This window comes from Pseudoxanthomonas gei (assembly GCF_010119615.1).
GTDB lineage: Bacteria > Pseudomonadota > Gammaproteobacteria > Xanthomonadales > Xanthomonadaceae > Pseudoxanthomonas_A > Pseudoxanthomonas_A gei.
The window spans coordinates 611,035-631,062 of the sequence record NZ_QOVG01000001.1 but is presented as its reverse complement, the minus strand read 5'-3'; the positions used below and the strand labels follow the sequence as shown (position 1 = coordinate 631,062).

Genomic DNA, 20,028 nt, shown 5'->3' with positions numbered 1-20,028 from the left:
CTGCTCTCCCCTCACTCCTCGCTCCAAAGCTCCCTGCCACAATAATCATCCCTCGTTGAGCCACAGATTCCCATGACCGTCGAAACCGTCAATCCCGCCACCGGCGAGGTGGAGTACACCCTGGAGCTGATGGATGCTGCGGCCGTCGAGTCCATTCTCGCGGCCTCGGCCTCGGCGTTCCCCGCGTGGGCAGCGCGTCCGCTTGAAGAGCGCGGTGATCTGCTGCGCAAGACAGGCGCGCAACTGCGCATGCGGCGCGACGATATCCAGAAGACCATGACCGCCGAAATGGGAAAGCTGCGCAAGGAGGCGCTGGCCGAAGTGGGAAAGTGCGCGGATGCCTGCGACTACTACGCCGACAACGCCGCCCGGTACCTGCAGGACCAGCCCATCGCCACCGACGGCAGCAACAGCTACGTGCGCTTCGAGCCGATTGGCTGCGTGCTGGCGGTGATGCCGTGGAATTTCCCGATCTGGCAGGTATTCCGTTTCCTCGCGCCGGCCCTGATGGCCGGCAACGTGGCGGTCCTCAAGCACGCCAGCAACGTGCCGCGTTGCGCGGACCTGATAGCCGAGGTGCTGCGCGATGCGGGCGTGCCCGCTGGCGTGTTTGCGGTGGTGCACATCGACAACGACCAGGCTGCCGAAGTGCTACGTGACAAACGCATCGCCGCGGTCACCCTGACCGGCAGCGAACGGGCGGGGCGCTCGATCGCCGCCAACGCCGGCGACCAGTTGAAGAAGTGCGTGATGGAACTGGGCGGCAGCGACGCGTTCGTTGTGCTGGAGGATGCCGACATTGAGAAGACCGTCGCCGGCGCGGTGGCATCGCGTTTCGGCAACGTCGGCCAGACCTGCATCGCCGCCAAGCGCTTCATCGTGGTCGATGCGATCGCCGACGTCTTCGTGCAGCGTTTCACCGAGGCTGCATCGAAGTTGCGGCTCGGCGATCCCAACGACGAGGCGACCACACTGGCGCCGATGGCACGGCAGGACCTGCGCGACGAGCTGCACAAACAGGTGCAGGCCAGCATCGCCAAAGGTGCCAAGCCACTGCTGGGTTGCGAGCCGGACGCATCGCATGCGGGCTATCCGGCTTCCATCCTCGACCAGGTGGCGCCCGGCATGGCGGCATATGACGAGGAGTTGTTCGGCCCCGTCGCCAGCATCCTGAGGGTCCGCGACGAGGCCGAGGCCATCCGGGTCGCCAACGACACCAGCTTCGGCCTGGGCGGCAGCGTCTGGACCGGCGACAGCGAACGCGGCAACCGGGTAGCGCGCCAGTTGCAGTGCGGGGCGGCCTTCGTCAATTCGGTGGTCAAGAGCGACGTGCGCCTGCCGTTCGGCGGCAGCAAGCGCTCCGGATTCGGACGTGAACTGGCCGAACACGGCATCCACGAATTCATGAACATCAAGTCCGTCTACGTGGCCTGAGCCCTCGGTTTTGTAGGAGCTGCGCAAGCTGCGACCGCGGACAGGAAGCGCTAGGACCGTTTCAGCGCAGGCCGACAGGTTCTGGTCGCAGCTTACGCAGCTCCTGCAGGGTCCTGCAGGCACCGCCGTCGATGGAACGGACGGTTGCGTGGGGCAGTGTTCCGATAGTGCCTTGCTGGTGCCATCTTCCGACTATCGAAAAGGAGATGCCATGAACACGTCCGCCACATCCATTACGCCTGCACGCATCGCCCGCAAGATCCGCGGCCGCGCCACGTCCGATGGCGCCGGCGTCAAGCTGACCCGCGTCATCGGCGGGCCCGAGCTGCCGGAACTGGATCCGTTCCTGCTGCTGGACGAGTTCGGCACCGACCGCGCCGAGGACTACATCGCCGGTTTTCCCAGCCATCCGCATCGTGGCTTCGAGACCGTGACCTATATGCTGGACGGGCGCATGCGCCACAAGGACAACCACGGCAACGAAGGCCTGCTGACCCCCGGCAGCGTGCAGTGGATGACCGCGGGCCGCGGCCTGGTGCATTCGGAAATGCCCGAGCAGGAATCGGGCCGCATGCGCGGCTTCCAGCTGTGGGTGAACCTGCCGGCGCGCGACAAGATGACCGACCCGAAATACCAGGAGTTCGCGCCCGAGTTCATTCCAGTCGCCGCGCCCGCGCCTGGCGTGGAAGTGAAGGTGATCGCCGGCGTCGTCGACGCGGTGGTGGGACCGATCGTGCAGCCCGCCACCGATCCGCTGTACCTGGACATTTCGCTGCAGGCCGGCAAGTCCTGGGAGTACCGGCTGCCCGTGGGCCACAACGCCTTCGCCTATGTGTTCGAAGGTGCGGTGACCGTGGGCGAGGGCGAAGACGCGCGCGCGCTGGACGTGCAGGAAATGGCGGTGCTGGGCGGCGGCGAGCTGTTGCAGCTGCGTGCGGGACAGCAGCCTGCACGCCTGATCGTGGTCGCAGGCCGGCCCCTGGGCGAGCCGGTGATGCGGCATGGTCCCTTCGTCATGAATACACGGCAGGAACTGATGCAGGCGTTCGTGGATTTCCAGGAAGGGTGCTTCTGAGCAACAACTGGGGCATGGCGCCCGCGTTGCCGCGCAAAAAAAAGCCGGGCAATGCCCGGCTTTCCTTTGGGTGCGCCTAAGCCTACTGCCCGGAGACCAGGTAGCTGGCGCCCGCGCTTGCGTCCAGCTGTCCGGCCAGGGTCTGCAGGCGGGCCAGGTCCTCGGCTGAAGCAGCGTCGACCCAGACCTGCGCGTACTGGTCCTTGCCCAGCTTGACCACGGTGATCCTGCGTGAAGCAGCTGCATCCTGGCTGCCGGCAAGCTCTGGAACGTACCAGTGCAGCGATTCGCCGGAGAACCGGCCCGCTTCCGCACGCTGCGACCGGCTCAGGTGCAGGTCGGGGTCGCGCGAGGTCAGCATCACGTTGAGTGACTGGCGATTGTCCGCGGAGAGGGCCTTGCAGGCCAGGAAGCCATTGCCCACCTTCTCGGTCCATTGCAGGCCGGAGCTGGCGGGCAGGGGTGGGCATCGTGATGGCGCCTGCTGGGCCAGGGCGGCGGCGGGCAGGCCCAGCAACGCAGCAAGCAGATACAGACTCTTGATCATGGACATTTCCCCTGAAAGGCCGTCGCGCAGTGCGTACGGCCAGGTTGGCCGGTTGCAGATGCCACGGGCGCCAGAGTGCGGCACGCGGTGCCCGTGGGTACCGTCCGGCGGGCCTTCCCACACCGCCGGACTGCCCTGACCTTAGCCCAGGCCGGTATTGGCGCGCAACGGCCCTGTCGGAGAGAACCGGGCGTACCCGGTTTTTTCCAACCACCTGCCGGGCCCGGACCCGTCAATGCTTGCCGACGATGTCCGGTTCGTCGCGTCCCAGCCAGCCATACAGCATGCCGCCGATCATCGCCCCCAGGATCGGTGCGAGCCAGAACAGCCACAGCTGGCTGACCTGCCCGGAGCCGGCGAACACCGCCACCGCGGTCGAGCGCGCGGGATTCACCGACGTATTGGTCACCGGGATGCTGATCAGGTGGATGAGGGTCAACGCAAGGCCGATGGCGATGGGCGCGAACCCGGTGGGTGCGTTCCTGTGGGTCGAGCCCATGATCACGATGAGGAAGAACGCGGTCAGCACGACTTCGCAGAGGAAAGCGGCGGCAACGGTGTACCCGCCTGGTGACAGCGCCCCATAGCCATTGGTGGCGAACGCGCCGGCCGCGGCCGGGTCCACGTTGAATCCGCCGCCGCCCTTGGCGATCTGCATGAGGATGAAAGCACCGGCAATGCCGCCCACTACCTGGGCGGCGATATAGGGCAGCAAATCCCTGGCCGGGAAGCGCCCGCCAGCCCATAGGCCCAGGCTGACCGCGGGATTGAATGGCCGCCGGAAACATGGCCGAAGGCGTAGGCACCGGTCAGTACGGTCAGGCCGAAGGCCAGCGCGACGCCGACGAATCCGATGCCGAGCGGATTGCCGTCACCGCCGAAATTGACGGCCAGCACGGCGCTGCCACAGCCCCCCAGCACCAGCCAGAACGTGCCGAGGAACTCGGCCGTGAGCTTCTTTGCAAGATTCATGTTGCCCCCGAGGTGTCGAACCGCCGGCTGGCGGCATGCGCAACGTATCGGAAGCCTTAGCCGTGTTTGTTTCTTTTCCGTTACAGGGCGTTTGCGCCGAACGGCCGGAAACCGGGCGCGCTCAGCGTTCCGGCAGGGGTATGAATTCGACTTCGCCGGGCACCTGCCCAAACCGTCCATCCAGCCAGTCCTGCTTGGCCACCTCGATGCGCTCCTTGGAGCTGGAGACGAAGTTCCACCACATGTGCCGCGGTGCATCCAGCGGCTCGCCACCCAGCAGCATCGCCTTCAGTGGTGTCTTCGCCCGCAGCAGCGGGCGGGTGCCCGGGTCCAGCAACAACAGGTGCTTGTCGGGGATGTCGGCGCCATCCAGCTGCGCTTCTCCTTCCAGCACATAGAGCGCGCGTTCGGCGCGGTCGTCGTCGAGCAACAGTTCGGCATCGGCCTCCAGGTCCAGGGCGACGTTGAAGGTATCGGCGAACACCCGCACCGGCGACTCTTCGCCGAAGCCACGGCCCGCGATCACGCGCACGAAGGCACCGTTGCGCCGGAACTGCGGCAGCGTGGCGGCAGCATGGTGGTGGAACTCCGGCGCGGTTTCCTCGTCGGGTTTCGGCAGGGCCACCCAGGTCTGCATGCCGTGCACGGCGTGCTGGCGGCCGCGCTCGTCGACGGGCGTGCGCTCGGAATGGACGATGCCGCGTCCAGCGGTCATCCAGTTCACGTCGCCAGGCAGGATGACCTGCTCCGAACCCAGCGAGTCCTTGTGGTTGATGGCGCCGGCCCACAGGAAGGTCACGGTGGCCAAGCCGATATGCGGATGCGGCCGCACGTCTATGCCGCGGCCGGGTTCGAACAGCGCCGGTCCCATGTGGTCGACGAACACGAACGGCCCCACGCTGCGCGCCTGCAGGCTGGGCACCGCTCGGCGTACTTCGAAGCCACCGCCGAGGTCGTGGGTGCGGGGGGTGATGATCGTGGTCATTAGGCGCCTCCGGTGATGGTCCGAAGGATGGCACAGGACAGCCGGCCATCTGCGCCGGATTGTGGGAACGCTTTGTTGCGCCAGCCGGCAGGCATCCATTTGCGTTGCGGTCACGCGGCGCCCAAGTGCATGCGCATCATCGAGGGTCGGGCGGAGCGGGATCGATGCGAATGCGCTGGAAGCGGGCGAAGCGCGGCAGGCCTTTGCTGGTGAGTCCGTTGTAGCGATAGGTCACCAGGCTGCCCAGCGGCGGCGGCCGGGCGCGCTGCAGGTCGGTGAATCCAGAGCCCAGCCGGAACTGGCGGCCGTCGGGCATGCGCACGACCAGCGCGCCGAGCATGCCCGTGTATTTGCCCTTGCCGGGCGCATGCGCCACCACCGTGGCTTCGGCATCCTGATAGGCCTTGTATTTGAGCAGGTCCTCGCTGCGGCCGGCCTGGTACAGGGCAGTGGCACGATGCAGCATCAGCCCTTCGCCGCCGGCAGCGATCACCTGCCTGAGTTTGCTCTCAAGCTGGCTTGCAGCGCCAAGGCGAAATTGCGGAGCCGCCTGCAGCCAGGACACCCTGGCCGACGGAACTAGGCCGCGCATGCGCAGGACCCGCGCTTCGAATGGGCCGCCATGGCCGGGCAGGTCGAACACCATGAAGCGCACGCGCCGCCAGCCCGATTCATTGGACATGCCGGCACGCACGATGCCGCTGACCTCGTCGAAACGGCCACGGCCGATCCACAGTTCGCCATCCATGGCCACCTTCGGCCATCCCGCGATGAACCAGGCGGGCGCGGCGATGCGTTGTCCCGAGCGGCTGAACAGCCGTTGCCCGTCCCAGCGCCCGCGAACTCCATCAAGCTTTTCGCTTATCCAGTAATCGCCCGGTTCAATGCCAGCGCGAAACTCGGTGGCCAGCATCAACGGTGGTGGCGCCGCTGACAGCGAGGCCAGCGGAAGCAGGGACAGGCACAAGGTCAACAACAGGCGCAGATGCATGGTTTCCATCCCTGGTCTGGTTCGCGGCAGCGCCTCCTGGCGCCGTGCACAGACTAGGGGCAGGGCAATGCATGCGGTGCAGGAAGTGGCCGGCGCGCGCGGTCAGGGAAAGCCGCGCCGCCGGATCAGGAGGAGCGGGCTCAGTAGTGGTCCTGGCTCAACGTGGCCTTGCCATCGGCGCCGATGCTGACACGGTAAAAGCGGTCGAACTGTTGCTCCGTCATCGCTTCAACGTCCGCGCCGGACAACGCGGCAACGATGTCGGGAACCGTATTGCTATGCCCCACGATGAGCACGGTGCCCTGCCTGTGCGCGACACGCAGCTGCGACGCGAATGCCTCGGCAGGCAGCTGCGCGTCGTAGATCGTGACCGCAAGGCCATGCGCATCGGCCGCAGGCTTCGCGGTTTGCCGGGTGCGACGGTAGGCGGTGGCATACACGGCCGCCAATGGTTCCTGCGCCAGTCGCGCCGCCAGCCGCTCGGCCCGCGCCAGGCCGATGCTGCTCAACGAGGGATCGCGTGCGTCGTCGCTGCCCTTTTCGGCGTGGCGCACGACGATGAAGGTCGTCGCCCTGCCTTCTGCTGCAGGTGTCCCAGTGGAGCAGGCCGCGAGCATCATGGCCAAGGCGGGCAGGAGAGCGGCTCGCAGGGCGTTCATGGAAAAGGAAAGCGCTGCATGCGCCGGCTGAAGGGACACGGTGGTCATGGCAGTGTTCTCGCTGGCGAAAAAGGCCGGCGCATTCCGGCGATCATCCGGATGGTAATGCAGCGGACAGTTGCGCGCATCGGCACTCGGCATGACAGGCCCAGACACTCCTGCAGGCGAATTAGGCATCTCCTGTTGTGGCTCAGGCGGGCTCGTTGAAGCCCGGCTCGGACGGTTCGGTCACTGTGGCATCGCGCTCCCAGCCTTCGTTCTGCAGGGTCAGGCGCTGTATTGCGATGGCGTTGCCGTTTGCATCCAGGTCGGGGAGGGCCTGGAATTCGGAAACCCAGCAACGGAACACGGTGTAGGCAATCGCAAGCTGACCGGCCTCGTTGCAGAGTTCGATGACGATGTCCTTGCGGAAATCCTTGAGCGAAGCTTCCGCGCCCAGGCCGCTGCCGAGGTTCCAGGTCTTGTTGGCCCAACGCTCGAACTCGGGATCATGGCTGAGGCCACGCTCCAGGGTGATCGGTTCAAAGGTCGTCCTGCCAGGAGATTTGCGTGCACTGCTGGGATCGCCGCCCTCGCGGTGCTCAATCACCTCGGTGCTGCGCTTGAGCGCACTGACATGGCTGATGCCGGCCACGTAGCGGTTGTCCCATTTGATCCGGAACTTGAAATTCTTGTATGGGTCGTAACGCTGTGCGTTGACGCTGAACTGTGCCATCGGGACCGCCATGAGGGGAGACACAGCAACCAACGGATGCCTGCGCCCGCAGAGGACAGCCCGGACCGGGCCCGGAAGCTTGCTCAGAAGCGCACGAAGTAGGGAATCGCCATTAATGCCACGCCGATGCCGACCAGCAACCATGAGCTGGAGACGAAGTAGGGAAAGACCATCAGCACCACGCCGCACAGCGCCGGCGCCAATGCCTTCTGGTTCTTGCCGTAAAGGAAATAGCCCAGCCCTATCGAGCTGAAGAGCAGGCCCCAGAGCAACTGTGCAGTGTCCATCTCGGTAGCCCCCGTGGTGTCGAAGCGATTAAAGCAGACAAAGTCACGCGGCAGAGGATCGTCTTCCGCGCCGGCCATGGCCCGCCAAGCCAGTGCATTACCGCAAGGTCGCTCCGGCTTGCGCCGGGAAGACCTTTCCGCCTAGGACTTCGCCAGCGCAGCCAGCAGCCCGCGCGCCGCATTGAAGCGGTCCGCCGCTTCGGGCAGCGGCAGCTTGAAGCGCAGCTTGTCGGGGCCTTCCATCGAATAGATGCGCGGCTGCTTCTGGATCATCTGGATCACCGCCATGGGGTCGATGTTCGGTTGCGCCTCGAACACCAGCCGCCCGCCGTTCTCGCCCAGGTCCAGCTTGCGGATGCCCATCGCGGTGGCGGTGAGCTTGAGTTCGGCGATGGCGAACAGATGCTTGGCCGGGTCCGGCAGCAGTCCGAAGCGGTCGATCATCTCCACCTGCAGGTCGCGCAGTTCATCGGCGTCACGCGCGCTGCTTACCCGCTTGTACAGGGTCAGGCGCGTGTGCACGTCGGGCAGGTAGTCGTGCGGTATCAGCGACGGCAGGTGCAGTTCGACATCGGCGCCATGCGCGGTGCCGGCATCGAGGTCGGGCAGCTTGCCCAGGCGGATGGAGCGCACCGCGCGTTCCAGCAGTTCGGTGTACAGGCTGAAGCCGATCTCGGCCATCTGCCCGCTCTGGTCCTCGCCCAGCAGCTCGCCGGCGCCGCGGATTTCCAGGTCGTGGGTGGCCAGGGTGAAGCCCGCGCCCAGTTCGTCCATGGCCGCGATGGCATCCAGCCTGCGCTGGGCATCGCCGGTCATTGCGCGCTTGTCGGGTACCACCAGGTAGGCGTAGGCGCGATGGTGCGAACGGCCGACGCGGCCGCGCAACTGGTGCAACTGGGCCAGGCCGAAGCGGTCTGCGCGATTGATGATGATGGTGTTGGCGTTGGGGATGTCGATGCCGGACTCGATGATCGTCGTGCACAGCAGCACGTTGAAGCGTTGCTTCTGGAAGTCCAGCATCACCTGTTCCAGCTCGCGCTCGGGCATCTGCCCGTGGGCCACGCCGATGCGGGCCTCGGGCACCAGCTCGGACAGGTCGCGCTGCATGCGGCCGATGCTTTCCACGTCGTTGTGCAGGAAGTAGATCTGGCCGCCGCGCGCCAGTTCGCGCTGGAAGGCCTCGCGCAGCAGGGGCGCGTCCCAGGGGGTGATGAAGGTCTGCACCGCCAGCCGGTTCGGCGGCGGGGTGGCGATGATGGACAGGTCGCGCAGTCCGGCCATGGCCATGTTCAGCGTGCGCGGGATCGGCGTGGCGGTCAGGGTCAGCAGGTGCACGTTGGCACGCAGTGCCTTCAGTGCCTCCTTCTGGCGCACGCCGAAACGCTGTTCCTCGTCGACGATGACCAGCCCCAGGTCCTTGAACTTGACGTCTGGCTGCAGCAGGCGGTGGGTGCCGACGATCACGTCCAGCGTGCCTTCGGCGACCTTGGCCAGTTCGGCCTTGATCTCCTTGGCGGTCTTGAAGCGCGACAGCACTTCCACCCGCAGCGGCCAGTCGGCGAAGCGGTCGCGGAAGTTGCGGTAATGCTGTTCGGCCAGCAGCGTGGTCGGCACCAGCACCGCGACCTGCTTGCCGGCGCTGGCGGCGGCGAAAGCGGCGCGCAGGGCGACCTCGGTCTTGCCGAAGCCGACGTCGCCGCAGACCACGCGGTCCATGGGCTGGGAGCTGGCCAGGTCGCGCAACACCGATTCGATGGCGTGGTGCTGGTCCGGGGTTTCCTCGAACGGGAAACCTGCGGCAAAGGGCTCGTACATCGAACGGTCCAGGTGCAGCGCCAGGCCCGCGCGTGCCTGCCGGCGCGCCTGGATTTCAAGCAGTTCGGCGGCGACGTCGCGGACCTTTTCGGCGGCCTTGCGCTTGGCCTTGGTCCAGGCTTCGCCACCCAGGGAATGCAGCGGCGCGGTTTCCACCGACGCGCCCGAATAGCGGCTGATCAGGTGCAGCTGGGCCACCGGCACGTACAGGCGGTCGCCCTTGGCGTATTCGATTTCCAGGTATTCGCCGGGCGTGCCGCCGGCTTCCAGCACCACCAGACCGCGGTACCGGCCGACACCGTGGTCCTCATGGACGATGGGCGCGCCTTCGCTCAGCTCGCCCAGGTCGCGGATGATGGCTTCGGGTTCGCGCCCGGTGCGGCGGCGCCGATGCGGCTGGGTGGCGCGTTCGGGGAACAGCTGGCGTTCGGTGAGGATCGCGAGTTGCGGTTTATCGAGGGCGAACCCGTCTTCCAGTGGCGCGACCGCCAGCGCGAATCGCGCCGTGCCTGCCAGGAAGGCCGGCAGATCGGCGACGACCTCGGGCACCAGCGCCGCAGCCTGCATCACCTCCATCAGGGCTTCGCGGCGGCCCGGTGAATCGGCGGCGACCAGCACGCGTCCGGCGTAGCTGGAAAGGAAAGATTTCACCGCCTCCGCCGGTTCGGCGTCCTTGGCCGCCAGCGGCAATACCGGCACCGGCTGTTCGCCCAGCGCCCGCGCTTCTTCGTGGCGCGGATGCCCCGGGCCGCAGACCTCGATGCGCGCGCTCTTGTTCAGGCGTTCGCGCAATGCATCCGGTGGCAGGTACAGCTCGTCCGGCGGCACCAGCGGGCGTTCGAGGTCATGCCGCCGCTGCTCGTAGCGGTTGGTGGTCTGCGCCCAGAACGCTTCGGTTGCCTCGGTCACTCCATCGGCGATCAGCGGCAGCGCGCTGCCATCCAGGTAGTCGAACAGGGTGGCGGTCTGTTCGAAGAACAGCGGCAGGTAGTACTCGACGCCCGCCGGTGCGATGCCGGCCTTGAGGTCCTGGTACAGCGAGCTGCGGCGGGTGTCGACGTCGAAGCGTTCGCGCAGCGTGTCCAGGGCGCGCTTCACGGAGAGATCATCGAGCGGGATCTCGCGGCCCGGCAGCATCTTCACCGCCTCGGTCTTCTCCAGCGAGCGCTGGCTCTGCGGATCGAAGGCACGGATGGAGTCGATGGTGTCGTCCAGCAACTCGATGCGCAGCGGCGCGCTGGCGCCCATCGGGAACACGTCCAGCAGGCCGCCACGGATGGCGAAGTCACCCGGGTCCAGCACCTGGGGCACGTTGCGGTAGCTGGCCGCTTCCAGGCGACGCTTCTCCTGGTCGAAGTCCAGGGTCTGACCGACCTTCAGGTCGAAGCTGCCGCCGACCACGTAGCGCAACGGCGGCAGCCGCTGCATCAGCGTCTGTACCGGCACCACTACGATGCCGCGCTTCAGGCCGGGCAAGGCATGCAGGGCGGCCAGGCGCTGGGAAATGATGTCCGGATGCGGGCTGAAGCGGTCGTAGGCCAGGGTTTCCCAATCCGGGAAAGGAAACACCGGAAGCCCGGCGTGATCGCCAAGCAGGCTGTGCAGGTCCGATTCCAGCTGGTGTGCGCCCTGGGTGTCGCGTGCCACCACCACCACCGGTCCGGCATGGGCCTCGGCGGCCCGGGCAATGAACCAGGCCAGTGCGGTTGGGGAAGCAGGCGCCCGCCACCAGGTGCGCAGGTGGCCGCTCCTGGGCAGCGGCGGGGCGGGAAAGGGAGGGGCTTTGGGTTCGACAGGCATCGGCTCGCACAACAGCAGCAGCGCCGGGCACGTTTGCACCCGGCGCATGGAAGGGCCGCGCAGTCTAGCGTGCCGGCTGCCGGCTCATGTCTGCAGCCGTGCACACCGAACCCGCAACCCGTGCCGTCAGGCCTCGGCGGTGACCGGGTCGATGATCGTGGTCACCTCGGATACGCGGTTGGCGGGAAAGCCGCCTTGGCGCGCGTGTTCACGCACCGCCGCCTCGTCCGGCGCGATGTACACGCAATAGACCTTGTCGCCGGTGACGTAGCTCTGCTGCCACTGGATCTGCGGCCCCATGCCCTGCAGCACGCTGCAGGACTTCTGCGAGATGGCCTTGAGCTCGGCGGCGGACAGCTGCCCGGCACCGGGGATGTCGCGTTCAATCACGTATCTGGGCATTGGCTTGCTCCTGTGCGATGGATTCCGGGGCCTGCGTTCAAGGGCGCGCTTCCAGGACCAGGTTGAAGGGCGTTTCGGTGGCGCGGCGGAAGCGGCTGAATCCGCCATCGTCGACCATGATTCCGCGCAACTTGGCCTCGCCGGCCTGGGCGCCCAGTGCCGGACCCTTGCGGGCCAGCGAAACCGGCACGCAGATCTGCGAGGAGGCGCCGTAATAGACGCGGCCAACCGGGTTCAGGTTCTCCTCCACCTTGTCGCCGGCGAACGGTTCCACCAGCAGGCAATGGCCGTCGGGCTTCAGCGCCTGGCGGGCATGCCGCGCTGCGCCGGCGGGATCGCCCATGTCGTGCAGGCAGTCGAAGAACGCGATCAGGTCGAAGTCGCGATCCTTGTAACCCGTCGCATCGGCCACCTCGAAACGGGCATTGGCCACGCCGGCCTCGGTGGCGCGCTGGGTGGCGATGCGGATGGAGTCGGGGTGGTAGTCATAGCCGATGAACTGCGATTGCGGGAATGCCTTGGCCATCAGCACGGTGCTGGCACCGTGGCCGCAGCCGACGTCGGCAACCTTGCCGTTGCCGGCGAGCTTTTCCACCACGCCATCCAGCGCAGGCAGCCATTCTCCCAGCAGGTGCGCGTGGTAGCCGGCACGGAAGAATCGCTCGGTGCCATGGAACAGGCACTCATGGTGCTCGCCCCATTCCATGCCCTTGCCGCTGCGGAAATTCTCCATGGTGCGGTCGAGGGTGTGGAAGGTGTCCTCGACGATGTTGTAGGCGCCGGCAAGGTCCACCGGGCCTTCCGGATCGGTCAGGCACAGGGCCTGTTCCTCGCTGAGTGTGTAGCGGCCGCTGGCCGCGTCGTAGCTGACATAACCGCCGGCGGCCTGGTTGCCCAGCCATTCGCGGATGTAGCGTTCGTGGGTGCCGGTGCGTGCGGCCAGTTCAGCCGGCGTGGCGGGCGCGGTCGCCAGGGCCTTGTAGAGGCCGAGCCGGTCGCCGACCAGCATCAGGCTGGCGCTGATGGCGGCGCCGAGATCACCTACGGCCTTGCCCAGGAATTCATTCAGTTTTGCTTCGTTTACGCTCATCTGTTCGCTCCACGATTTCCCCTTATGGTCCTGAAGGTCGCGGGATTGCGCCTCCACAAGTTGCAACGCAAGGATCGCAGCGTGGCGGACAGGTGCAGGCGGGGCATGGAGGCGGAAAGATGCGTGCGGAAATGCATGCGGGAAGATGCAGCGGTGGGGCGGCGGGGCGGCCGGCCGAGGAACTCCAGCTAGAGCTCGTTGAGGTCCAGGACCACCCGTACCAGGCCCGGCGTGTCGTCTTCGCGCATGCGCTTGAAGCCCAGCGACTGCGCCAGTTGCAGCATCGGGTGGTTGTGGTCCAGCACGTCGCCGTAAAGGCGATCGAGCTTCTTGGTCCTGGTCCACTTCACCAGCTTGCGCATCAGCTGGCGGCCGAGTCCCTGGCCGGCGACGAAATGGCTGACCAGGATGGCGAATTCGGCCTCGCGGGTACGGGGCGTGATCGAGGCCCGGGCCACGGCGCCCACCAGGGCTTCGCCGGGCGGCAGGTTCTCGGCCGCGACCAGGGCGAACTCCGTGCGTGGGTCCGGATGGCACAGGCGCTGGGCCATTTCCGGGGTCAATTCCTTCAGCGCATACAGGAAGCGCTGGCGCACCTCCTCCGGTCCGAGCAGTGCGAACGCGCCCTGGATGGGATCTGCGTCCTCGGGCCGGATCGGGCGGATCAGCAGCTCGCGCCCGTTGGGCAGGCGGAAGTGCTCGTGCCAGGGGGGAAGTCGTTTGTGGCCATTCATAGCGTGAAGATGTTCCCAGAGTTGCGATGAACGATTGATCCAGCCGGCCTGATAAACTCCCCGGCCATCCAGTAGCGGGACACTTCAATGGCAGGTGGCGGTGATTCTAACCGCGCGATCGTGTTCGCGCTGGGCGCAAACTTCGCCATCGCCGTGGCCAAGGGCGTGGCCGCCTTCGTTACCGGCTCCAGCGCCATGCTGGCCGAGACCGTGCACTCGATGGCCGATTGCGGAAACCAGCTGCTGCTGCTGCTTGGCCTGCGCCAGTCCAGGCTGCCGGCCTCGCCGGATTATCCGCTCGGCCATGGCAAGGAAATCTATTTCTGGTCGTTCCTGGTCGCGGTGATGCTGTTCAGCGTCGGCGGCATGTACTCGGCCTACGAAGGCATCCACAAGCTGCAGCATCCCGAAGCCCTGGACGGCGGCAAGCTGTGGTGGGCGGTGGGGGTGCTGGTATTCGCGATCATCGCCGAGTCGGTCTCGATGCGCGCCTGCCTGCAGGAAGTGAACAAGGCGCGCGGCGACCGCTCGCTGTGGCGCTGGTTCCGCGAAAGCCGCCAGGCCGAACTGGTGGTGATCTTCGGCGAGGACCTGGCGGCGCTGTTTGGCCTGGTGCTGGCCCTGCTGGCGGTGCTGGCGACCATCGTCACCGGCAACCCGTTGTGGGACGCGCTGGGCACCCTGGCCATTGGCGTGCTGCTGATCGTGGTGGCGGTGTTCGTGGCCATCGAGGTCAAGGCGATGCTGATCGGGCAGAGTGTCGACCCGCTGCTGCAATCGCAGATCAGGGCGTTCTACGAGGGCCGCGCCGAGATCGACAAGGTCATCAGCCTGATCACCCTGCAGCTGGGCAACGAGGTCATGGTTTCGGTGCAGGCCAGCATGAGACAGGTCGAACTGGCCACCGTGATGCTCGAAGACATCAGCCAGGTGGAGCGCGACCTGAAGGTGCAGTTCCCGACGGTGCGCTGGAGCTTCTTCGAACCTGAAATCGCGCGCTGACCGGGCCGTCCGCGCGGCGCCGCAAGGTCGGGCTCAGGCGTCCGGCTTCAACCATTCCAGCCGGGTCATCGCCCCGGCTTCGCCCAAGGTCTTTTTCAGCAGGGGCAGGGCCGGAGCGAGCTGCCGGTCGAACTGCCATGGCGGGTTGACGATCACCAGGCCGCTGCCGTTCAAGCGCAGCGGCGAATCGTCGGCGCGGATCTGCAGTTCGGCCAGCATCACCGACTTGGCCGGCAGCGCGGCCGCCTTGCGGAAGAACGGCTGCAGGCTGCGCCGCAGCTTGATCGGGTACCAGATGGCGTAAGTCGCCTGCGGCCAGCGCTCCAGGGTTTCGCGCAGGGTCGAGATGATCATCGGGTATTCGTTGTCCTGAACCTCGTACGGCGGGTCGATCAGCACCAGCCCGCGCGCAAACTTCAATGCGCCGAGCTTGGGCGGCAGCATCGCCTTCATCGCCGTGTAGCCGTCGCGCGCATGCACCGCCACGCGCGCGTCGTGTGCGAACAACTCCTTGAGCGCACTGGCCTCGTCGGGCTGCAGTTCGCAGGCGGCAAGCCGGTCCTGCTCGCGCAGGGCCTGCGCGATCAGCAGGGGCGAGCCGGGATAGGCGATCAGCGCGCCTACCGGATTGTTGGCTTCCACCGCGCGCAGGTAGCGCTCCACCACTTCGGGCATCTTCGCCTCGCCCATCAGCCGCAGGATGCCGGCATCGGACTCGCCGGTCTTGCGGCTTTCGGGGGCAGCCAGCAGGTAGCGCCCGCGCCCGGCGTGCGTATCCAGTACGAAGAACGGCGCTTCCTTCTTCTTCAGCGCATCCAGCAGCGCCAGCAGGACGATGTGCTTGAGGACGTCGGCATGGTTGCCGGCGTGGAAGGCGTGTCGGTAGTTCATGCCGGAAGCATACCGGTATGCTTCCCGCCATGCCCCTTATCCTGATTGCCGAAGACGAGTCCGCCATCGCCGACACCGTGCTGTATGCGCTGCGCAGCGAGGGCCTGGAGGCCGAACATTGCCTCCTTGGGCGCGAAGTGGTGCCGCGCGTCCGTGCGGGTGGGGTCGACGTGGTGGTGCTGGACGTGGGCCTGCCCGATCGCAGCGGCTTCGACGTCTGTCGCGAACTGCGCAGCGCCCCGGAAGCCTGGGTCAACGAGGTGCCGGTGATCTTCCTGACCGCGCGCAACGACGAGATCGACCGCGTGCTGGGCCTGGAGCTGGGCGCCGACGACTACATGGCCAAGCCGTTCTCGCCGCGCGAACTGGTGGCCAGGGTGCGCGCACGCCTGCGCCGCAGCCAGGCGAGTGGAGAGACGGGGCAGATAACGACGCATGGCGACTTCGAGCTGGACCGCGAGGGCCACCGCATCCGCTTCCGCGGCATGGCGCTGGAACTCACCCGCTACGAATACATGCTGCTGGCGGCGCTGTTGCAGCGTCCCGGCGCCATCCTCAGCCGGGCGCAACTAATGGATCGCGGCTGGGACAGCGATGCCGACAGTGCCGACCGCACCGTCGACACGCACATAAAGACCCTGCGCGCGAAGTTGCGTGCGGCCGGGGCCGATCCGGACCCCATCCGCACCCATCGCGGCCTCGGCTACGCGCTGGAGGCCTGAGTTGCGACTCGGCCTGCGCCTGTTCCTGGGGTTCTTCCTGATCGTCGGCCTGGCCGCGTTCTTCGTCATGCGCGTGTTCGTCAATGAAGTGAAACCCGGCGTGCGCCAGGCGATGGAATCGACGCTGGTTGACGCGGCCAACGTGCTGGCAGTGATGGCCGGCGACGACATGAAGGCCGGCCGCATTGCCAATGGGGACTTCGTGCGCAAGCTCGAGCAGGCCGGGCAACGCGACCTGCGCGCCAGGGTGTGGCAGTTCCCCAAGCGTCGGATCGACTACCGCATCACCGTCACCGACGCGCGCGGCATCGTCGTCTACGACTCCGAAGGCCGCGACGTCGGCCGCGACAACTCGCGCTGGAACGATGTCTACCGCACCCTGCGCGGCGAATATGGGGCCCGCTCCAGCCCGGAGATCCCCGGAGACAGCAAGCGCACGGTCATGCACGTGGCTGCACCGATCCGCGATGGCGACCAGCTGATCGGGGTGCTGACCCTGTCCCAGCCCAACGCCAGCATCGATCCTTTCATCGAGGCCAGCCAGCGCAGCATCATGCGCCAGGGTGCGTGGCTGATCGGACTGTCGGCGCTGATCGGGGTGCTGATCACCTGGTGGCTGATGCGTGGAATCAACCGGCTCAACCGCTATGCGCAGGCGGTGAGCAATGGCGAACTGGCCCCACCGTTACCCGTGCGCCACGATGAGATCGGCGACCTTGGACGGGCAGTGGAGACCATGCGCCGCAAGCTGGAAGGCAAGGCCTATGTCGAGCAGTACGTGCAATCACTGACCCATGAAATGAAAAGTCCGCTGGCCGCGATCCGCGGCGCCGCCGAGCTGCTGCAGGAGCCATTGCCGGAAGTCGATCGGCAACGGTTCGCGCGCAATATCCGCGTCCAGCAGCAGCGCCTGACCGAGACCATCGACAAGCTGCTGGCGCTGGCCGAGGTGGAACAGCACGGCTGGCTGCAGACCCGTGAGCCGGTGCCGGTGGCCGGGCTGCTGGCAGAAGCCGCCGAAGGGGTGGCCGCGAAGCTGGTTGCGCGCGACATCACTCTGGCTGTGCTGCCCGTCGACGCCCAAGCCAAGCTGCAAGGCGATGCCTACCTGCTGCGCCAGGCGGTTTCGAACCTGCTGGACAACGCGGCCGCCTTCGCGCCGATGGGCGGCAAAATCGAACTTTCGTGCATCATTGAAGAGGCGACGCTGGATATACGTGTCGTGGACAACGGCCCAGGCATTCCGGATTACGCACAGGACCGCGTGTTCCAGCGCTTCTATTCACTGGCCCATCCCGCCACCGGCCTGCGCAGTTCCGGGCTGGGGTTACCCTTCGTGCGCGAGGTCGCACGCCTGCATGGCGGCGAAGCGGCGCTCGAGAACCTGCCTGCGGGCGGCGCAATGGCGACGTTGCGGTTGCCAGTGGCCTGAAGGCGAGGCGAAAGCGCAGCCCTGCCGTTGTACGAGCGACGCAAGTCGCGAAGCACGCAGCGCTTGATTGCACACAGCATCGGGACCCATGATTTCCAGGCTTCGCGACTCGCGTCGCTCCTACAAGAAGGGCGCTATCCCTGCAGGGGCGGGGACTGGCACGAGCAAGTGTGGCTCGTCGGGCGAAAGTGCAGCCCCTGCCGTTGTAGGAGCGACGCAAGTCGCGAAGCGCCCGCTGCCTGATTGCACACAGCATCGGGACCCATGATTTCCAGGCTTCGCGACTCGTGTCGCTCCTACATGAGAACGGCGGCCGCCACGGTAATCATCTTGGCGCAGGCCTACACCCCAACAGGTCGTCATCCCGGCCCACGCCGGGACCCAAATTGCACAGAGAAAGTTCGTGAAAGCGCGAGCGTGCCGGCAGTGTAGGACGAAGCTCGCGCGTCCGGTTCGGCTAGGGACTTGGGCGAGAAGCAGCCGAGCGAGCTCGGCTCTACAAGGCATTGAGGCCGCGCCTAGCTGGTATGCCGACTTCACACAGGCTTCAACTTCGCCTCAAACCCTACACACAGGCACGATCCACGCTGGCACCCACGTTCAACCGGGGCCAGAAACCATGAAATCATTGAAGTTGCTGTTGCGCTTTCTCACTGTCGGCGGCCTGGTGCTGCTGCTGCTCATCCCGCTGATGATGATCCGCGGCACCGTCCAGGACCGGCAGCGCTATCGCGCGCAGGCGGTGGAGCGTGTTTCACAAAGCATGGCCGGGCCGCAACAGGTCGTGGGCCCGCTGCGCGTGGTGCCGTGGAGAGAGACCCGCCAGGTCACCGAGACCGATGCGGGCGGCAAGCCCGTGCTGCGTGCGCAAGTGGTCGAAGGCTACCTGCTGCAGACACCGAAGACCCTGCATGCCAGCGGCGGCATGCTGCCCGATACGAGGCGCATCGGCCTGTACAGCGTGCGCACCTTCGAATGGAAGGCGAACGTGGAGGCAGCCTTCGATGCGTTTGCGCTGGCGCCGGTGCCGGGGCGCGAGTACGGCGAACCTTACCTGGTGCTGGGGCTTGCCGACGTGCGCGGCCTGGTCGGGACCCCGGACCTGAAGGTGGACAACCGCGCATTGGCGCTGGAGTCGGGGACGCGCGCAATGACCGATCGCCTGGCAGGCGTCCACGCCAACCTGCCGCATGTGGCCGGCGAGGCCTTGCCGGCCAGCCATGTGTCCGCCCACTTCAGGCTGACAGGCACGCAGTCGCTGGGGATCTCCCCGGTCGCGGACAACAACACCATCACGCTGGGATCAAGCTGGCCCCATCCGCTTTTCGCCGGACGCTTCCTGCCCAGCAAGCGCACCATCGGCGCCAGCGGCTTCAACGCGGAGTGGGAAATCTCGGCCATGGCCAGCGCGGCGCAGGCGCAACTGGAAAAAGGCGAGGGAATGTTGACCCGCATCGGACCTGCGACGTCCGAGCGCTACGGACAGGACGAATCGTTGACGACCGCGATCGACAGCATCCAGGTGAGCCTGGTCGACCCGGTCGACGTCTACACCCAGGCCGATCGCGCCAGCAAATACGGCGTGTTGTTCGTGATCCTCACGTTTGTCGGATTCGGCCTGTTCGAACTGATCAAGCGCCTGCCGATCCATCCGCTGCAGTACCTGCTGGTGGGCCTGGCGCTGGCGATCTTCTTCCTGTTGCTGCTCAGCCTGTCCGAGCACATCGATTTCTGGAAGGCCTACGTGGTATCGGCGGTTGCCTGCATCGGACTGCAGTTCGTCTATCTCTCCGGCGTGCTCCGCAGCTGGGGCCGTGCGGGAGGATTCGCGGTGATGCTGACCGCCCTGTATGGCGTGCTCTACAGCCTGTTGGTCTCCGAAGACAATGCCTTGTTGATGGGTTCGCTGCTGCTGTTCGGCATCCTGGCCGCGATCATGTGGATCACGCGCAAGGTCGACTGGTACGAACTCGGCACCTCGCTGCGCTGAGGCCGCGGACATGGCGAACGCAAGCCTGCTGCATCGCCGTGCCGCGCGGGTCCTGCCGGAGGTCATCAAGACCTCCGGCATCGTGCTGGACGACGAAGGCCAGCGCCAACTGGCCTCGATGCTGTTCTCGATGCGCCGCAGGTCGAGTGGCTCGGTGGCCTTCCGCATTGCGGGCCAGACCATCGCAGCGATGGGTGATGACCCGTTGTCCTACCTGCGCAAGGCCCGATCGGCTCGCGCTGGCCTGGACGGATGCATCGATCCGGTGGGGTACCGGCCGTGGCATTCCGCATCGCTCCCGGTGCGGGAGCCCACGGTTGGAACTGCGGCTTCGATGCCGGTGTTCTTCAGCAGCAAGGACGATGGCAAGGGTTGGGTGATCGTGGTGCCGGCGGAACGCCTGGCGATCTACGCGTGGTGTGATGATGGCATCCAGTCCGCTTGACGCGTCTGCACGCAAGCCAGGCGGCCGCCCCAGCGCATCG

General features: G+C 66.4%; 18 protein-coding genes and 1 pseudogene. 7 read left to right on the top strand and 12 right to left on the bottom strand.

Features of this window, described 5'->3' with window-relative positions; all coding sequences use genetic code 11:
* Positions 1–72: 72 nt before the first annotated feature.
* The gene (locus DT603_RS02890) at positions 73–1,434 is read left to right on the top strand and encodes an NAD-dependent succinate-semialdehyde dehydrogenase (protein ID WP_162348309.1); all 1,362 of its coding nucleotides are present in this window, start codon (positions 73–75) and stop codon (positions 1,432–1,434) included.
* Positions 1,435–1,645: 211 nt separating this feature from the next.
* Positions 1,646–2,509, top strand: a complete 864-nt coding sequence (locus DT603_RS02885; protein ID WP_162348308.1) for a pirin family protein — start codon at positions 1,646–1,648, stop codon at positions 2,507–2,509.
* Positions 2,510–2,591: 82 nt separating this feature from the next.
* Here the strand turns inward: DT603_RS02885 and DT603_RS02880 are convergent, their stop codons facing one another.
* The 11 genes and pseudogenes from DT603_RS02880 to DT603_RS02830 form a co-directional block, all read right to left on the bottom strand.
* Entirely contained in the window at positions 2,592–3,056 is a 465-nt protein-coding gene (locus DT603_RS02880; RefSeq protein WP_162348307.1) for a hypothetical protein, read from the bottom strand.
* Positions 3,057–3,288: 232 nt separating this feature from the next.
* Positions 3,289–4,028, bottom strand: a pseudogene (gene aqpZ / locus DT603_RS02875) (aquaporin Z).
* A gap of 121 nt (positions 4,029–4,149) precedes the next feature.
* Complete coding sequence (locus DT603_RS02870) at positions 4,150–5,013, bottom strand: pirin family protein (protein WP_162348306.1); 864 nt, start codon at positions 5,011–5,013, stop codon at positions 4,150–4,152.
* A gap of 136 nt (positions 5,014–5,149) precedes the next feature.
* Positions 5,150–6,013: a DNA ligase gene (locus DT603_RS02865; RefSeq protein ID WP_162348305.1), complete on the bottom strand. Its 864-nt coding sequence runs from the start codon at positions 6,011–6,013 to the stop codon at positions 5,150–5,152.
* A 131-nt stretch (positions 6,014–6,144) separates the two neighbouring features.
* Positions 6,145–6,663 (bottom strand): SixA phosphatase family protein, encoded by a 519-nt coding sequence (locus tag DT603_RS02860; RefSeq protein ID WP_162348304.1) that lies wholly within the window; start codon positions 6,661–6,663, stop codon positions 6,145–6,147.
* A 190-nt stretch (positions 6,664–6,853) separates the two neighbouring features.
* Positions 6,854–7,378, bottom strand: a complete 525-nt coding sequence (locus DT603_RS02855) for a phage tail protein (RefSeq protein ID WP_162348303.1) — start codon at positions 7,376–7,378, stop codon at positions 6,854–6,856.
* A gap of 83 nt (positions 7,379–7,461) precedes the next feature.
* Complete coding sequence (locus DT603_RS02850) at positions 7,462–7,665, bottom strand: hypothetical protein (RefSeq protein WP_162348302.1); 204 nt, start codon at positions 7,663–7,665, stop codon at positions 7,462–7,464.
* 141 nt (positions 7,666–7,806) lie between these two features.
* On the bottom strand, positions 7,807–11,280 hold the full coding sequence (mfd, locus tag DT603_RS02845; protein WP_162348371.1) for a transcription-repair coupling factor: 3,474 nt from the start codon (positions 11,278–11,280) through the stop codon (positions 7,807–7,809).
* A 126-nt stretch (positions 11,281–11,406) separates the two neighbouring features.
* Positions 11,407–11,682, bottom strand: a complete 276-nt coding sequence (locus DT603_RS02840; RefSeq protein WP_162348301.1) for a DUF4242 domain-containing protein — start codon at positions 11,680–11,682, stop codon at positions 11,407–11,409.
* Between the two features lie 37 nt (positions 11,683–11,719).
* Positions 11,720–12,772 (bottom strand): class I SAM-dependent methyltransferase, encoded by a 1,053-nt coding sequence (locus tag DT603_RS02835; RefSeq protein WP_162348300.1) that lies wholly within the window; start codon positions 12,770–12,772, stop codon positions 11,720–11,722.
* A gap of 188 nt (positions 12,773–12,960) precedes the next feature.
* Positions 12,961–13,506 carry a GNAT family N-acetyltransferase gene (locus DT603_RS02830; protein ID WP_162348299.1) on the bottom strand — a complete coding sequence of 182 codons (546 nt, stop codon included), beginning with the start codon at positions 13,504–13,506 and terminating at the stop codon, positions 12,961–12,963.
* An 87-nt stretch (positions 13,507–13,593) separates the two neighbouring features.
* Between DT603_RS02830 and DT603_RS02825 the strand changes: the two genes are divergently transcribed.
* The gene (locus tag DT603_RS02825) at positions 13,594–14,508 is read left to right on the top strand and encodes a cation diffusion facilitator family transporter (protein ID WP_162348298.1); all 915 of its coding nucleotides are present in this window, start codon (positions 13,594–13,596) and stop codon (positions 14,506–14,508) included.
* Between the two features lie 33 nt (positions 14,509–14,541).
* Here the strand turns inward: DT603_RS02825 and DT603_RS02820 are convergent, their stop codons facing one another.
* Entirely contained in the window at positions 14,542–15,399 is an 858-nt protein-coding gene (locus DT603_RS02820) for a 23S rRNA (adenine(2030)-N(6))-methyltransferase RlmJ (RefSeq protein WP_162348297.1), read from the bottom strand.
* Between the two features lie 29 nt (positions 15,400–15,428).
* Between DT603_RS02820 and creB the strand changes: the two genes are divergently transcribed.
* The 4 genes from creB to DT603_RS02800 all read left to right on the top strand — a co-directional run bounded on the left by creB (position 15,429) and on the right by DT603_RS02800 (position 19,988).
* Positions 15,429–16,121, top strand: a complete 693-nt coding sequence (gene creB, locus DT603_RS02815) for a two-component system response regulator CreB (protein ID WP_425500919.1) — start codon at positions 15,429–15,431, stop codon at positions 16,119–16,121.
* 1 nt (position 16,122) lies between these two features.
* The gene (gene creC, locus DT603_RS02810; RefSeq protein WP_162348295.1) at positions 16,123–17,553 is read left to right on the top strand and encodes a two-component system sensor histidine kinase CreC; all 1,431 of its coding nucleotides are present in this window, start codon (positions 16,123–16,125) and stop codon (positions 17,551–17,553) included.
* Positions 17,554–18,172: 619 nt separating this feature from the next.
* Positions 18,173–19,543, top strand: a complete 1,371-nt coding sequence (creD, locus tag DT603_RS02805) for a cell envelope integrity protein CreD (protein WP_162348294.1) — start codon at positions 18,173–18,175, stop codon at positions 19,541–19,543.
* Between the two features lie 10 nt (positions 19,544–19,553).
* Positions 19,554–19,988 carry a DUF4238 domain-containing protein gene (locus DT603_RS02800; RefSeq protein ID WP_162348293.1) on the top strand — a complete coding sequence of 145 codons (435 nt, stop codon included), beginning with the start codon at positions 19,554–19,556 and terminating at the stop codon, positions 19,986–19,988.
* Positions 19,989–20,028: the final 40 nt, after the last annotated feature.